This window comes from Winogradskyella sp. ECml5-4 (genome assembly GCF_036903175.1).
GTDB classification, from domain to species: Bacteria; Bacteroidota; Bacteroidia; order Flavobacteriales; family Flavobacteriaceae; genus Winogradskyella; species Winogradskyella damuponensis.
Window position 1 is genome coordinate 101,311 of record NZ_JAYJLF010000009.1, and the last position, 15,400, is coordinate 116,710.

13 protein-coding genes and 1 other RNA gene are annotated in these 15,400 nt (G+C 32.4%); 6 read left to right on the plus strand and 8 right to left on the minus strand.

The window, feature by feature from the left end:
* Window positions 1–46: 46 nt before the first annotated feature.
* Window positions 47–1,321, plus strand: a complete 1,275-nt coding sequence (gene glyA, locus VDP25_RS10665; RefSeq protein ID WP_334469578.1) for a serine hydroxymethyltransferase — start codon at window positions 47–49, stop codon at window positions 1,319–1,321.
* A 93-nt stretch (window positions 1,322–1,414) separates the two neighbouring features.
* Here glyA and VDP25_RS10670 read toward each other — a convergent pair whose 3' ends face one another.
* The 6 genes from VDP25_RS10670 to VDP25_RS10695 form a co-directional block, all read right to left on the minus strand.
* Entirely contained in the window at window positions 1,415–2,044 is a 630-nt protein-coding gene (locus VDP25_RS10670) for a hypothetical protein (protein WP_334469580.1), read from the minus strand.
* A gap of 230 nt (window positions 2,045–2,274) precedes the next feature.
* Window positions 2,275–3,864 (minus strand): right-handed parallel beta-helix repeat-containing protein, encoded by a 1,590-nt coding sequence (locus VDP25_RS10675; protein ID WP_334469582.1) that lies wholly within the window; start codon window positions 3,862–3,864, stop codon window positions 2,275–2,277.
* 84 nt (window positions 3,865–3,948) lie between these two features.
* Window positions 3,949–4,713 (minus strand): hypothetical protein, encoded by a 765-nt coding sequence (locus tag VDP25_RS10680; RefSeq protein ID WP_334469584.1) that lies wholly within the window; start codon window positions 4,711–4,713, stop codon window positions 3,949–3,951.
* A gap of 79 nt (window positions 4,714–4,792) precedes the next feature.
* Window positions 4,793–5,182 (minus strand): acyl-CoA thioesterase, encoded by a 390-nt coding sequence (locus VDP25_RS10685; RefSeq protein WP_334469586.1) that lies wholly within the window; start codon window positions 5,180–5,182, stop codon window positions 4,793–4,795.
* Window positions 5,183–5,207: 25 nt separating this feature from the next.
* Window positions 5,208–6,008, minus strand: a complete 801-nt coding sequence (locus VDP25_RS10690) for a carboxypeptidase-like regulatory domain-containing protein (protein ID WP_334469588.1) — start codon at window positions 6,006–6,008, stop codon at window positions 5,208–5,210.
* 89 nt (window positions 6,009–6,097) lie between these two features.
* Window positions 6,098–7,126 carry a glutaminyl-peptide cyclotransferase gene (locus VDP25_RS10695; RefSeq protein ID WP_334469590.1) on the minus strand — a complete coding sequence of 343 codons (1,029 nt, stop codon included), beginning with the start codon at window positions 7,124–7,126 and terminating at the stop codon, window positions 6,098–6,100.
* Window positions 7,127–7,214: 88 nt separating this feature from the next.
* Here VDP25_RS10695 and ffs point away from each other — a divergent pair.
* The 3 genes from ffs to fsa all read left to right on the plus strand — a co-directional run bounded on the left by ffs (window position 7,215) and on the right by fsa (window position 9,029).
* Window positions 7,215–7,313, plus strand: an RNA gene (gene ffs / locus VDP25_RS10700) — signal recognition particle sRNA small type.
* A gap of 144 nt (window positions 7,314–7,457) precedes the next feature.
* Window positions 7,458–8,261, plus strand: coding sequence for an SDR family oxidoreductase (locus tag VDP25_RS10705; RefSeq protein WP_334469592.1), 804 nt, complete (start codon window positions 7,458–7,460; stop codon window positions 8,259–8,261).
* A gap of 114 nt (window positions 8,262–8,375) precedes the next feature.
* Entirely contained in the window at window positions 8,376–9,029 is a 654-nt protein-coding gene (gene fsa / locus VDP25_RS10710; protein WP_215924877.1) for a fructose-6-phosphate aldolase, read from the plus strand.
* An 18-nt stretch (window positions 9,030–9,047) separates the two neighbouring features.
* Here the strand turns inward: fsa and VDP25_RS10715 are convergent, their stop codons facing one another.
* Window positions 9,048–10,508 carry a TlpA family protein disulfide reductase gene (locus VDP25_RS10715; protein ID WP_215924876.1) on the minus strand — a complete coding sequence of 487 codons (1,461 nt, stop codon included), beginning with the start codon at window positions 10,506–10,508 and terminating at the stop codon, window positions 9,048–9,050.
* Between the two features lie 353 nt (window positions 10,509–10,861).
* Here VDP25_RS10715 and VDP25_RS10720 point away from each other — a divergent pair, with 353 nt between their 5' ends.
* The gene (locus tag VDP25_RS10720; protein WP_334469595.1) at window positions 10,862–12,487 is read left to right on the plus strand and encodes an ABC-F family ATP-binding cassette domain-containing protein; all 1,626 of its coding nucleotides are present in this window, start codon (window positions 10,862–10,864) and stop codon (window positions 12,485–12,487) included.
* 160 nt (window positions 12,488–12,647) lie between these two features.
* Here VDP25_RS10720 and VDP25_RS10725 read toward each other — a convergent pair whose 3' ends face one another.
* Window positions 12,648–12,890: a putative signal transducing protein gene (locus VDP25_RS10725; protein WP_215924874.1), complete on the minus strand. Its 243-nt coding sequence runs from the start codon at window positions 12,888–12,890 to the stop codon at window positions 12,648–12,650.
* A gap of 211 nt (window positions 12,891–13,101) precedes the next feature.
* Here VDP25_RS10725 and katG point away from each other — a divergent pair, with 211 nt between their 5' ends.
* On the plus strand, window positions 13,102–15,333 hold the full coding sequence (katG, locus tag VDP25_RS10730; protein WP_334469598.1) for a catalase/peroxidase HPI: 2,232 nt from the start codon (window positions 13,102–13,104) through the stop codon (window positions 15,331–15,333).
* The last annotated feature ends 67 nt before the right edge of the window (window positions 15,334–15,400 follow it).

The following is a 15,400-nucleotide window of genomic DNA, read 5'->3' on the forward strand; positions in this document are numbered from 1 at the left end:
CTAATGTATTCACTATTTTTGTATCGATTTAACAAACTCATTATATATGCAACGCGACGAACAAATTTTTGAACTCATTAAAGCCGAAAAAGAACGCCAACTCGATGGTATTGAATTAATAGCATCAGAGAATTTTGTCAGTGACCAAGTAATGGAAGCTGCTGGTTCTGTGTTAACTAATAAATATGCTGAAGGTTATCCTGGTAAACGCTATTATGGTGGTTGCGAGGTGGTTGATGAGGTTGAAACTATAGCAATAGACAGAGCAAAAACATTGTTTGGTGCTGCTTATGCTAATGTACAGCCGCATTCTGGAAGTCAGGCAAACACAGCTGTTTTTCATGCTTGTTTAAAACCAGGTGATACAATTTTAGGTTTTGATTTATCTCATGGAGGCCATTTAACACATGGTTCGCCTGTGAACTTTTCAGGAAAATTATACCGCCCTACATTTTATGGTGTAAAGAAAGATACAGGTCGTATAGATTATGATATGTTGGCAGACCAGGCCCAAAAAGAACAGCCAAAATTAATCATAGCTGGTGCTTCTGCGTATTCTCGTGATATTGACTTTGCGAAGTTTAGAGAAGTTGCCGATAGTGTTGGTGCTGTTTTATTAGCCGATATTTCACATCCTGCAGGTTTAATTGCTAAAGGTATTCTTAACGACCCAATGCCGCATTGTCACGTGGTAACAACTACAACACATAAAACACTGAGAGGCCCAAGAGGGGGAATGATTATGATGGGTGAAAATATTGATAACCCATTTGGTATTACCTTAAAGAGTGGTAAACTTCGTAAAATGTCAGGCTTATTAGATTCTGGTGTGTTTCCAGGAAACCAAGGTGGACCATTAGAGCACATTATAGCAGCTAAAGCGATTGCTTTTGGTGAAGCATTAACTGATGAGTTTATGCATTATATGTTACAAGTTAAACATAATGCCGATGCTATGGCTAAAGCATTTGTTGCTAAAGATTACAATTTAATTTCAGGAGGAACAGATAACCACATGATGTTAATAGATCTTAGAAATAAAAATATTACGGGTAAAGATGCTGAAAATGCTTTAGTAAAAGCAGATATTACAGTGAATAAAAACATGGTGCCTTTTGATACAGAATCTCCTTTTGTTACCTCTGGTATTAGAGTAGGAACACCAGCAATTACAACACGAGGATTAAAAGAAACGGATATGGCTTATGTTGTTGATTTAATTGATGAAGTGTTAACTAATCACGATAATGAAACGATTTTAGCAGGTGTTGCTGAAAAAGTAAATGCATTAATGGGCGGACGTGCGTTATTTAATGCTTAAAAATTAAAAACCGTTCAGGTTGAAATTTATATTTAAAAAGCCTTTCAATTTAGTTTGAAAGGCTTTTTTGTTAAATTGAGTAAAATGTAAAACTTATAGCATTGCAAATAAATCATCTAATGCTTTAAAATCTCGTCGCTTATAATTTGTTCCATCTCTATCGTTCAGATAATTTATTAAATCCTTTTTTGGCCCTGAAGTCCAGAAGTTCCAAGTATCAGTTATACTGTTATTTTCTTTAACATAAACTTTTCCAACTAAAGAATTCTCTTGCGGATTATCAGAAGAGTCATAGACACTGATTTTAGAATCTTTTTGATGAACTAATCTATATAGTCTATTGTCTTCACTTATATTTTGAAATTTTGTTTCTTTAGTTATTTTATTTTCATCGTGACGTAAATTTACGTCTTTAATTATTTCGTTGTCAATTGGTTCATACTGATCATTATTATTGAAAATCGTAATTAATCTATTTTGATAATATTGATTAACGCTTATTTTTCCTACCAAAACAGTACTATCCTTTAAGGTGATTTTACCTTCAAAGAAAGGGTGATTAATATCTAGGGTATGTATGCAGTCACAGTTACAATTGCTATTAACACTATTCAATAACTGAAGACTTGTATTGATAAGTTCTGAATTTTGAGCTTTTAAATTAGGTGAACTAATTACTAAAAGGAAAAGAATTAAAAGGGAGTGTGATTTTTTTGAAATCATGACTTTTGAGATTTAATATTTTACGTATTAAATGCATCAAAAATGATTCCAAAGCTAACTTTTTTAAACTAAAAACTAATTGTTTTTAAAGTAACAGAAATAAGTTAAAAACGATAATACAGTTTACAATAAAAATTGTACGCACCATTTATGTTTATAGCCCCAAAGTCCCCTCAAGGAGGTTTTAAGCTTTCAATAATTTATTAGACTTCAATAAAATCAATAGTGATTTAATCTTCAAAAGTTGAAAAATTATAAGCACCAGCATCTATTGCTCCAGATCTTGGTGATCCAAGAATATCATTTGATACAGAAAAATCAGAACTACCAATTCCTTTAGCTTTTGAATCTGAACCAATTTGCATCCTGTTTTCAAAAGGATCTTTAAAATCAGGATCTTGGTTAAAGACATTGTCTACATAAAATAAAGTGTTATTAAAGTTGTAATTTCCTGTGCCTTCAAGATTATCGTTGTCAAATCTTAGTAAACAGTTTGTGAATTTGTAATTAAATACGCTGCCCTCATTTTCTAATAAAAATTCAGGATTATCATTTCCGTAGATAATACAGTTGTTAAAGTTAGCTTCTGTTAAATCGTTAATAAATAAGGTATTGTTTTCATCTACAATAAAATCATTTAAAAGTAGCGCTGGAAATTCTCTGTAACTGGTATCCCAATAATTAGCAATAGTGCAATGTGTAAAGTTATATTTTCCGCCATAGGTACCAGCAAAAGCGGATTGTCCGCTATTATTAATCACTAGGTTTTCTGCAGTTATAGACGTTGCTGTTCCTCTAATTCCAAAACTGCTAACATTATATATTTGTGAATTAGTAATGGTTAATTTATCGTTTGGTGCGTCTTGGTTACCATCGGCTATAATCCCAATAGTTGCGTTTTTAATGGTTGCGTAGTTAATGGTATTATTTTTACTGCCGTTGTACAACCAAATAGTTCCCCATTGTCCGGGAATATCTTCGTAAAGTGGTTCTAAACGATCACCTTCTAAAATTACTTCGTTTTCTAAAAGATCTTGATCTGTGCTAAGTGCTCCATTTATATTTAAAGTGCCTTCGTTGGTGATAATAATTCCAGAATCGGCATGAAAGTGAACGCGTGCACCAGCTTCCATAGTTAAGGTTTTACCAGCGCCAACACCTGCATAGCCATAAACAACGTAAGGTTTTTCATTAGTAAAGGTGAGCTCGCTATCTTCTAAAAAGCGACCTTGTAGTGTGGTTTCGTCTGGTGTACCATCTCCATCGACATCAAAGGTTAGGGTTTCAATAATATAATTGTCATCATCATCAATTGGTGTTCTATTAGGATAAATAAAAACGGCATCTTTAACTAAAGTAACAACATCTATATCTTGTTGATTACTACCAGAATCAAATAGAATACGGTCTGTGTATAAAAATTGGTTTTCTAAAGCTCCTAGGTCTGGATTTGCAATATCTATAGTTGTTTCAATAAAAATATATAAACTATCGTTGGCTAATAATTCAACATTTTCAAAGAATTTACCAATTTGTGTATCATTTTGTAAGCCCGTAGAACCATCGACATTCATTCTGTATAATGAATTTTCGCCATTCTCAAGTTGTATCGTTGGAATTACGATATCTTCATCACTACGATTATATACTTTTAAATTATAAGTGCTAGAACCTATATTTGTAAAAACAGTATCTAAATAAATGGTGTCTTTTGCAAACTCTAGTTGTCCTTTGCTTGGAGTAAATTCAAAATCGTTACGACAAGAACTCCAAAAAATTAAAATTCCGAAACAGAGAAAAAATGATAGCAATCGCTTCATAAGTAATAAATATAATTAAGGCTTAAAAATATAACTTTTGAAGTTAGGATTTATTATGAAATTGTAGAATTATAATTGTTTCATTTAATCTTTAGTTAGATTCTCTTGTCCATACTGTTCTAATAATATTAAAAAGAGCTGACTATTTAAAACCAATTCTTCTAATAATTGCATCTTATTTTCTTCTTTTAGTAATTCGGAACTGATATATTTTGCTTCACAAAAATCATAAAATAGATAAACTTTGTCTTCAGGAATTTTTAAATTTTCTGTTATTAAACGCTTATTGAAGAATGAACTTTTTTCAAATAAAGAGTCCATTTGCGTATATGTAATAGGTTGGTAAGTAGGATCTTTTCCTTTGTTTTTTTTGAAGAGTTTTGCTACTGTTTTAATGAGATAAACAAAATCTACACCATAATTTGCTCCTGAAGGGGCGTAAAGATGAGGATTGTTTTTAATGTCTTCTTTAATGATGTTTTGAAGGTCTGTATTGTAGGTTTCTTCTTTAAAAACGGGTTGCTCAGGTTCTGCTTTAATCTCTACTTCGTCCAGTTCAGTTAGTGTTTCTTTGAGCTCAAAAACGGCAATGTCTTCAAAGTGAATGTCTTTAAGTATAACAACTTTTGGATGGTAGAATAGAGATTCAAACAAAATGGTATCATTTACTTTGGCGTTAATAGTAAAATCTCCATTTTTATCTGTTGCTGTTAAACGGTTTTGGGTGTCGTTAAAGACTTTAATGTTTTCAATTGTGTTTTTACTGTTATAGACTTTTCCTCTTAAAACTTGAGCTTTTAGAGCTAATGGTAAGCATAGCAATAGGATTAAAATACTAAGATGACGCATGGTTGAGTTGATTGATGCGTTAAAGAAAAGTGATTAAGTTGAAAGAAATCTGTGTTTTAAAAAAACTTTAACCTAAATATTAATCAAAAAGCTCGGCAATTTCTTGTGGTAAACGTGTAGGACGTTGTGTTTTAGAATCCATTAAACACCATTTTGCTTTGGATTTTACAATGAGTTTTTTTGTGTTAATATTGATGATTTCTACATGTCTTATGGTACTAACACCTGCAACTTCTGAAACGTATGTTTTTAGTAAAAGTTGATCTCCTAATAGTGCCGGACTTTTATACTCTATATAATGATTAACTAAAAACCAAGAATACGCCTCTAGTATATCTTTTGTAGCATAGGCAAGCCAATGTTCTTTAGCAATATCTTGAACCCATTGTACATAACGCACGTTATTTACGTGGTTAAGATCGTCGATATCTTCTTCTGAAACGGTTATGGTTTTTTCAAATATTTGCATCTTCAATTTTTGATGCTTAAAGATATTATTTCTTAATAAATAACCTTTTAATTCCGTAAAATAATTTACCTACAGCAGTTCTTTTTTGTTCACCATTTTTTATGGCTTCTTGCTTAGCTAGACGTTTTAGTTTTCTCTTTTGTCTTTTACACTTGGTATTGCTTTTATAATTATAAGAGACATAACCAGCTATTACATAATTTTTATTACACTCATCGTCTTTCAATGCTATTGTAATGTTATTTTTAGTACTTAAAATAAGGTTTTGAGTAAACATACCAAAATACTTAAATTCAAGTGTGTCGCCTGGCTTTGCCTTCAATGAAAAAATGCCGTCAAAATTGGTATAAACTTGATGTTTCGTTCTTTTTAGAATTACAGTGGCACCAGGAAGCGGCAAACCGTCTATAGCTGTTGTAACCGAACCCGTATATATATGCTCATTTAAAATAGAAGTTGCTACTTTTCCTTTTACGATGGGTTTTAGTATGCTATCTGTTTGAATGGTTTTTGAAGCAATTTGAGTGTAAATCTCTTGAGTTCCAAATGCAAAAAAAGCAAATAGGCCAGAGGCAAACCAAGATCTATAATTGTTTTTGTCTTTTCGAGCTATAACAAGGTCTCTATTGATTTGTTGAGTTTTAAAGCGACCACAAAGATGGCCATGAGATTCTAAAGTTTTAATAATTTGTTCGTCGGTTTGTTTTGTGAAATCTATAACTGTTTTTTGGCAAGCAGAGCAATGACGCCCTTGGTGTGTTGGAGTCATTTTATTCCAATCTTTATGGCAAGGTTTTGGAATGTTGATGGTTATAACTTTTCTCATGGTTAGTTTGATTGTTATATCAAAGAACCAAAAGTTATAGGTTTAATAAAAAGATGAATGAGTGACTTATACTTTTCAGTGAGTAAAGCTTATTGTTTTTTTATTTTAACCTCAAAAAGTTTGTCCCAATTTTTCCCTGTCACAAAAATGGTTTCACGTTCTGGGTGGTAAGCAATACCGTTTAGAACGTCTAATTCAGGATGTTGAGTTACGAGTTTTCTTAAAGGTTTAAAATCTATAACTCCTTCAACACCTCCTGTGTTAGGATTGATAATTACCACACCATTACGTTGGTAAATATTTGCATATATTTTGCCATTAATCCATTCGAGTTCGTTTAAACTTGGAATTTTTCCTTTTTCGGTATAAACTTCAAGATGACCTTCCTCAGTTAAGTTATCAGGATTTAAAAAGTAAATTTTCTCTGTACCATCAGATTTAAATAATGTTTTTCCGTCGTTACAAATTCCCCAACCTTCTTTACTCGTTCCGTAATTAAAAGTTTTTAATTTTTCAAAGGTATTTACATCGTAAACAAAGCCTCTTTTGGCTTGCCAAGTAAGCTGATAGATTTTATCGTTAAGAATGGTTAAACCTTCTCCAAAATATTGATCTTCTAAATTGATGTTTTTTAGAACTTCACCAGTTTCAAAATTTACTTTTCTAAGTTTAGATTTTCTTTTCTGACCTGTGCTTTCATACAATTCGCCATTGTAAAACTCTAAACCTTGAGTATAAGATGTTATATCGTGAGGGTAGGTGTTTACAATTTCATAAGTATAAATGGTTGGTATAATATTATTAAAGACTTTAATAGATTTTTTAAGAGTTTCAGTCTTTTCACCAACAGTTACTGTTGCAGTTATAATTTTTTCGCCGAGCGTAATTTTATTTAAAACCGAATTATTATCAACAGCCTTTCCGTTAATTTTATAGCTAATATTGCTGATTTCTAATTGTTTTGGATTATTTATGGATAATTTTAACGTATCGCCAAGCATTAAAGATTTTACGGTCGTATTAATAGATAAGCTAGATTGTTTTGCTGTGTTTGTGTTACCACAATTAGTTACTATTAGACTTAAATATAAGAGAATGAAATATTTATAAAGTTGCATAAGGTCTGTTTAATTTTTTAGCAAGTTATTAAATAAAATTCAGTTTAAAAATCATTGCGAAAGTAATTAAAGATTGTATCTTTGCACCTGGCAAGTCCTACACAACCAGCTCCTGTTGAACCCTCCAGGGCGGGAACGCAGCAAAGGTAAATGGTCGTAGCGGTGTGATGTAGGTAGCTTGCCTTTTTTTGTACCCTAAACTCAAATCTTGAACGCCTTGGCGAATCGAGATTTTTTCAGTTTATAGAGGTTCTAATCGAGGTTAGTGTCTTATTAAAAGCGCTACTAATTTCATAATTTGTATTTTCGATATTATAATATATAAAACAGTATGTCTAAAGTTGTATTAATAACAGGTGGTTCTTCTGGAATAGGAAAATCTGTTGGTGAATTTCTTCAAGCCAAAGGGTTTAAAGTTTATGGTACAAGTAGGAATCCTAATAGGTATCCTAATAGTAAATTTCCAATTGTAGCTTTAGATGTTACTAAAGCCGAAACAATTTCTAAATGTATTACTGAGGTTTTAAAGCAAGAATCTAAAATAGATGTGCTTTTAAATAATGCAGGAGCGGGAATTACAGGACCTATTGAAGAAATTCCTGATGCAGAAATTAAGCGCAATTTTGAAACCAATTTATTTGGTCCAATTAATGTCATTAAAGCGGTTTTACCTACCATGCGCCAGCATAATTCTGGTTTAATAATTAATGTAACATCTATTGCTGGTTATATGGGGTTACCATATAGAGGTGTATATAGTGCAAGCAAAGGGGCTCTCGAATTAATTACTGAAGCTTTTAGAATGGAACTAAAAGGTTTTAATATTAATATGACTAATGTGGCGCCTGGAGATTTTGCAACTAATATAGCTGCAGGTCGTTATCATGCTCCTGTTTTAGAAAATTCACCTTATAAAGCCACGTATGGAGATACGTTGCGTATGATGGATGACCATGTAGATAGTGGAAGTGACCCTAAGCAAATGGCAGAAGCTATTTATAAAATCATTGAAACTAAACATCCAAAAATCCATTATAAGGTTGGTGCTTTTATGCAGAAATTTTCTATTGTTTTAAAACGAATACTTCCAGATAAAGTTTATGAAAAGTTATTGATGAATCATTATAAATTGTAGACCGCAGTTGGTAATGGCTATTGTTAATATATTCTATAAAATCATTTCTTTAAATGAGGCTTAAAGTCGTAAATTCGCGACAATCAAAAACACAACAATTCAAAACAAGTTTTTATGAAATTTTTTATTGATACAGCAAACTTAGAGCAGATTAAAGAAGCTCAAGATATGGGAATTTTAGATGGTGTTACCACAAACCCATCACTAATGGCTAAAGAAGGCATTACAGGGACAAACAATATTTTAAAACATTATGTTGACATCTGTAATATTGTAGATGGAGATGTTTCTGCAGAAGTTATTTCTACAGATTTTGATGGTATGGTTAGAGAAGGTGAAGCTTTAGCAGAATTACACGATCAGATTGTTATTAAGTTACCAATGATTAAAGATGGTATTAAGGCTTGTAAATATTTTTCTGATAGAGGAATTAAAACTAATGTTACTTTGGTATTTTCACCAGGTCAGGCATTATTGGCAGCAAAAGCAGGAGCAACTTATGTGTCTCCGTTTATTGGCCGTTTAGATGATATTTCTACAGATGGTTTAAATCTTATTGCTGAAATTCGTCATATCTACGATAACTACAGTTTTGAAACGCAAATATTAGCTGCTTCTGTACGTCATACAATGCATGTGATAGATTGTGCTAAATTAGGTGCAGATGTTATGACAGGACCTTTAAGTTCTATTACTGGATTATTAAAACACCCTTTAACAGACATCGGTTTAGAAAAGTTCTTAGCAGATTATAAGAAAGGAAATTAAAATTAATTTTACCCCATATTAAAGAGCATCTTGTTTAACAATAAGATGCTTTTTTTGTAATAATTCTTCAAGTGTTTCTTTAAAATCAGAGCTAAAAATATTGGCATTTGGATGTAAAATCATGGCGTTCTCATCTACAATGATAGCCTTATTTAAGTAGTTTACTGCTAGAGTTTTACGTGCTAGTTTAGAATTTTTAAACTTAAACTCATTTATTGTAGGGAAGCTATAGTTATTAATGATTTTTTTCCAGAATTTATCGTCATTATCATTGACATTAATAGAAATAAAATCCATTTGTGGAAAATTAGATTTTAACTTATCTACCATAAAATGACTATTTCTATATTGTGATTTAGAGTTAGAAGTCCAAAAATAAATAATGGTTGGTTTGTTTATTATAGAAGTAATTAAATGTTCTGTATCGTTATAATTAACAAGTGCTATATTTGGTAGAGGATTACCTTGACGTAAGCGCTTTAATGATGATACCAAGTCTTTCATGTAACGTTGATCTTCATCATTAGTACTTTTTGTTAAATAATAATCTAAAAATTTATTCGCTTCAATTTCAGTATGATTATGACTGATATAATCTATAGCTTTATACTTTAAAAGATTGTTCTTAATCGTTTCATTAGTAATAATACTATCAATTAAATCGAGTTTAGACATATTATAGTCCATAGTATGCCTATTAAATTTGCTGTGAAAAGCATTGTGTTTGTAATAGGTGTGTGTAGCTAAATTTTCTATATGTGAAGATAAAAAACGGTTATAGGCAAAGAAACGGCTTAAGTGGCTAGCGTTATAATCGATATGGTTTCTGTGTTCAAAAAAGTCTTTAGGTAAGTCTTTAATATGAATTAACTTATTATTGCCAAAGTATGCAAAAGGGTAAATCTCTTTATCTGCATAAGCATTATAATTAATATTAGCTTCAATAATGGACTTAAAGAACTCAGATTCTTCGTTTTGCATTAAGAATTGATGAAATTCATCGAGTTGAGAGTTACGTCTTTTTTCAACAAAATCATTAAAAGCTTCGGGTTCCATTTTAGAGTACTTAACTAACTGTTTAGCTTCTTTTTCGTTAGATAAGTAAGTTTTAATAAGATAGTTGTTCTTTTTAGCTCCTTTTCCTGTAAATACTAAAGATTCATCAAAATCATATGTATTTAGTCGAAACATAATACTATCATTAGACTCTAACAATAACATTTGATATTCTCCACCATGTGTAATAGAATACAATCCTGGTTCTAGATTATCTACCTTGTAAATAAATCTATTATTGGTGTCTAAAGTGATAGAGTCTAATATTTTACCCTCTGTATTGTATAAGGTGACACTATTGTTCTTTGGATTAATAATTTCTCCACCTAGGTATGCATAATCGCTCGTGTTATTTCCTTTGAAATGACATCCAAAAACAGTAGATAACAAAGTAATAGCAATAACTATACGTCGGATTAGCATAAGATTTTTTTATAAAAGATTAGTATAACAAAAGTATGTGATGCATTACTGAACTCTTGTTAAGACCTCGTTAAATATTGTTAAGTGTGTATTTATTTCGTTTACAGGTGATAAAATAATGCTTTTATTAATAATTATTGTTCCTTCTATAGAGTTATAAGTCATATTAGGTTTTTATTTTTTTGTTTTGGATAGGAAAAAAGATTTGGAAGTGTTTAAAAATATAAAATTTTATGATTTTTTAAAATTGATAATATAGTTATATGGTTGAGTTTGGCTTAAATTTTCTACTTTTGCACTCTCAAAATTTGGTCTTAGTTAAGCTTAAGGCAAATACAATAAAGTTTTAAAATATGTTATCAGTTTCTAATCTATCAGTTCAATTCGGAAAACGCGTACTTTTTGATGAAGTAAGCACCACATTTAATAATGGTAATTGCTATGGTATTATTGGTGCCAATGGCGCCGGAAAATCTACTTTTTTAAAGATTATAGCAGGAAAAATGGATCCGACTTCAGGAAGTGTTCATTTAGAGCCAGGTAAGCGTATGTCTGTTTTAGAGCAGAATCACAATAAGCATGATGAAGACACGGTTTTAGAAACCATCTTAAAGGGAAACAAACCTTTATATGAATTGAAATCTCAGCTAGATGCTCTTTATGCTGATTATACGGATGAAAATGCTGAAAAAATAGGTGAGCTTCAAGTGCAGTTTGAAGAAATGAATGGTTGGAATGCAGACAGTGATGCTGCAGCTATGTTGTCTAATTTAGGAATTAAGGAAGAATACCATTATACCTTAATGAAAGATTTAGATGGAAAGCAAAAAGTACGTGTATTATTAGCACAAGCTTTGTTTGGTAATCCAGATTTGTTAATTATGGATGAGCCTACCAACGATTTGGATTATGAAACAATTTCGTGGTTAGAGAATTTCTTGGCTAATTATGATAACTGTGTGATTGTGGTTTCTCACGATAGACACTTTTTAGATTCTGTTTGTACACATATTTCGGATATCGATTTTGGGAAGATTAACCATTTCTCTGGTAACTATACGTTTTGGTACGAGTCGTCTCAATTAGCAGCAAGACAACATGCACAGCAAAATAAAAAGGCTGAAGAAAAGAAGAAAGAATTAGAAGATTTTATTCGTCGTTTCTCTGCTAACGTAGCTAAATCTAAGCAAGCAACGAGTAGAAAGAAAATGATTGATAAATTAAATATATCAGAAATTAAACGTTCTAGTCGTCGTTATCCTGCTATCATTTTTGAACGCGATCGTGAAGCTGGAGATCAGATTTTGAATGTTCAAGGCTTATCTGCTAGTATAGAAAATGAGGTTTTATTTAATAATATTGATATCAACTTAAATAAAGGAGATAAAGTTGTTGTGTATTCTAAAGATTCTAGAGCAACAACAGCTTTTTATCAAATACTTAATGGTAATGAACAAGCGGATTCTGGAAAATTTGATTGGGGAGTTACTACCACACAATCGTATTTGCCATTAGATAATAGCGAATTTTTTAATAATAAATTGACTTTGGTCGATTGGTTACGTCAGTGGGCACAAACAGAAGAGGAGCGAGAGGAAGTGAATATTAGAGGATTCCTTGGGAAAATGATTTTTAGTGGTGAAGAAGCTCTAAAAACATCAGATGTTTTGTCTGGAGGTGAAAAAGTACGTTGTATGCTTAGCCGTATGATGATGATGAGAGCTAATGTATTAATGTTAGACGAGCCAACCAACCACTTAGATTTAGAGAGTATTACAGCGTTTAACAATTCGTTAAAAAACTTTAAAGGCACCATTTTATTAACAACACATGATCACGAGTTTGCGCAAACCGTTGGTAATAGAATTATAGAATTAACACCAAGTGGAGTTATTGATCGTTATATGACGTTTGATGAGTACATGAGTGATAAAAAGATAAAAGAACAACGCGAAAAGATGTATAATGTAACGGCTTAATAGCATCTTATTCCTTTAAAATAAAAATGCTGATATTTTTTAATATCAGCATTTTTTTTGTTTTAACTCGAAGTATCTATTCATACTAAGTCAAGGTTTTAAAAACCAGACTAAGTATTTTAGGTTGTACATTCTATTCATGGGAGAGCGTTTCTTATCATTATGAAGCAGCTTCCATTTCTGCTTTTACTCTATTAATAATCGCCATAGCTTTATCTAATTCATCATTATGGACAAAAACTTCTTGAAAGCCTTGATTCATTGATGCATAACCTGCTAAACGTTGCGATTCTCCTTCATCTTTTATGATTGGTATTATGCCAGAGGCTTCCAATTCGTCTTTAACTCGTGTAACTAAAATAAAATTACCGTAGTAAACTTTTGTATATTCTGTAGTGCTCATAATTATAGGTATTAATTCATATAGAAAAGTTACGATTTTTTTTTGAGATTATTTACTAAATAAATCATAATTTTATTTGTGTTGACTATAATATTTTGTTTTTGAATAGTTTTTAGCTATTGAAAAATTAATTAAAAAAATGCGTAACTTAAGCCTAAAGCGCATTAATGCATAACTTTATAAAAAATTAAACACATAAAAATTGTAATACATGGAAAAGAATCCTCACGAAAACGATGCTCCTCAAGGGAAGAATTTTGATATTAATGAAAGCGCTGCTAAATGTCCTTATTTAAGCGGTACAGTAAAACACACAGGTGGAGGTGGAGTTAAAAACCGAGACTGGTGGCCAAACGAATTAAAACTTAATATTTTACGTCAACATGCAACGAAGTCTAATCCTATGGGAGAGGATTTTGATTATGCTGAAGCGTTTAATAGTTTAGATTTTGACGCGCTTAAAAAAGATGTTACTGATTTAATGACCGATTCACAAGATTGGTGGCCTGCAGATTATGGTCATTATGGAGGCTTAATGATACGTATGGCTTGGCATAGTGCAGGAACCTACAGAGTAGGTGATGGTCGTGGAGGTGCAGGATCCGGAAACCAACGTTTTGCTCCTATAAATAGTTGGCCAGATAATGGAAACTTAGATAAGGCCCGTTTGTTATTATGGCCTATTAAACAAAAATATGGGAATAAGATTTCTTGGGCAGATTTAATGATTCTTGCAGGAAACTGTGCTTTAGAATCTATGGGGTTCCCAACCTTTGGTTATGCAGGTGGGCGAGAAGATGTCTGGGAACCAGAACAGGATATTTATTGGGGAAGTGAAACCGAATGGGGAGCAAACGAGGATAGATATAAAGAAGGAGATTTAGAAGATCCGTTAGCAGCGGTAATGATGGGATGGATTTATGTAAACCCAGAAGGGCCTAATGGACATCCGGATCCTATGGGCTCTGCACGCGATGTAAGAGAAACTTTTGGTAGAATGGCTATGAATGATGAGGAAACTGTAGCGCTTGTTGCTGGTGGACATACCTTTGGAAAAGCACATGGTGCAGCAGATACTAATACATACGTTGGAAAAGAACCACATGGTGCACCAATTGAAGAGATGAGTACAGGGTGGAAAAATTCATTTGGTACAGGTGTTTTAGATGATACCATTACAAGTGGTATAGAAGGAGCATGGACACCAAATCCGACGCGTTGGGATAATGAGTATTTTGATGTCTTATTAAATTATGATTGGGAATTAACTCAGAGTCCGGCAGGCGCTCACCAATGGAAACCAACAGCAGCGTCTAATGCGCGAATGGCACCAAAAGCAGGTGATGCCAATGGTAGACAAAATTTAATGATGACTACAGCAGATATTGCACTAAAAGTCGACCCTATTTATTTAGAGATTTCTAAACGTTTTCATACCGATCATAAAGCCTTTGAAGATGCCTTTGCCCGTGCTTGGTACAAATTAACACACCGTGATTTAGGACCAACATCACGTTATTTGGGGCCTGAAGTGCCCAAAGAAGAACTATTATGGCAAGACCCCATTCCTACAGTAAACTATACGCTAAGTGATACCGATATTGAAACACTAAAAGGTATGGTTTCAGATTCAGGATTAACTATTGCTCAACTTGTTACTACTGCTTGGGCTTCTGCCTCAACTTTTAGAGGTTCAGATAATAGAGGTGGTGCTAATGGTTCTCGTATTCGATTAGAACCACAACGCAGTTGGGAAGTAAATAATCCAGCAGAATTACATAAAGTATTAGCTGTTTTAGAAGGTATTCAGAATGCATTTAGCGGAGACGTTTCTATGGCAGACCTTATTGTTTTAGCTGGAAATGTTGGTGTAGAAAAAGGATTGAAAAATGCAGGTTATAATCATACTGTTGCTTTTACACAAGGTAGAGGAGATGCCACACAAGAGCAAACAGATGTAGAACAGTTTGGCTATTTAGAGCCATTAGCAGATGGCTTTAGAAATTACATAAAAGGCGACTTAAAAATTGCAGCAGAAGATTTATTAGTAGATAAAGCAAATTTATTAACACTTTCTGTACCCGAATTAACCGTTTTAGTTGGTGGTTTACGTGTGTTAGGGGCTAATTATGATGGTTCTCATTACGGTGTGTTTACAGATACTGTTGGCAGTTTAACTAACGACTTCTTTAAAAACATACTTGATTTTACCTACACATGGAAAGCTACTTCAGAAGACGATCGTTATTTTGAAGGCCGTAACCGTAAAACAGGAGACGTGACCTTTAAAGGGACGCGAGCCGATTTAATTTTTGGATCGAATACCGAATTAAGAGCAATTGCAGAAGTGTACGGAGCTAACGATGGTCAAGAACGCTTTGTTAAAGATTTTGTTGCGGCTTGGACTAAAGTGATGAATTTAGACCGTTTTGACTTAAAATAATTAAAGGAATTCATATAATATATAAAGAGGAGTGAGCTTAAAAACTTATTCCTTTTTATTTTAAAAA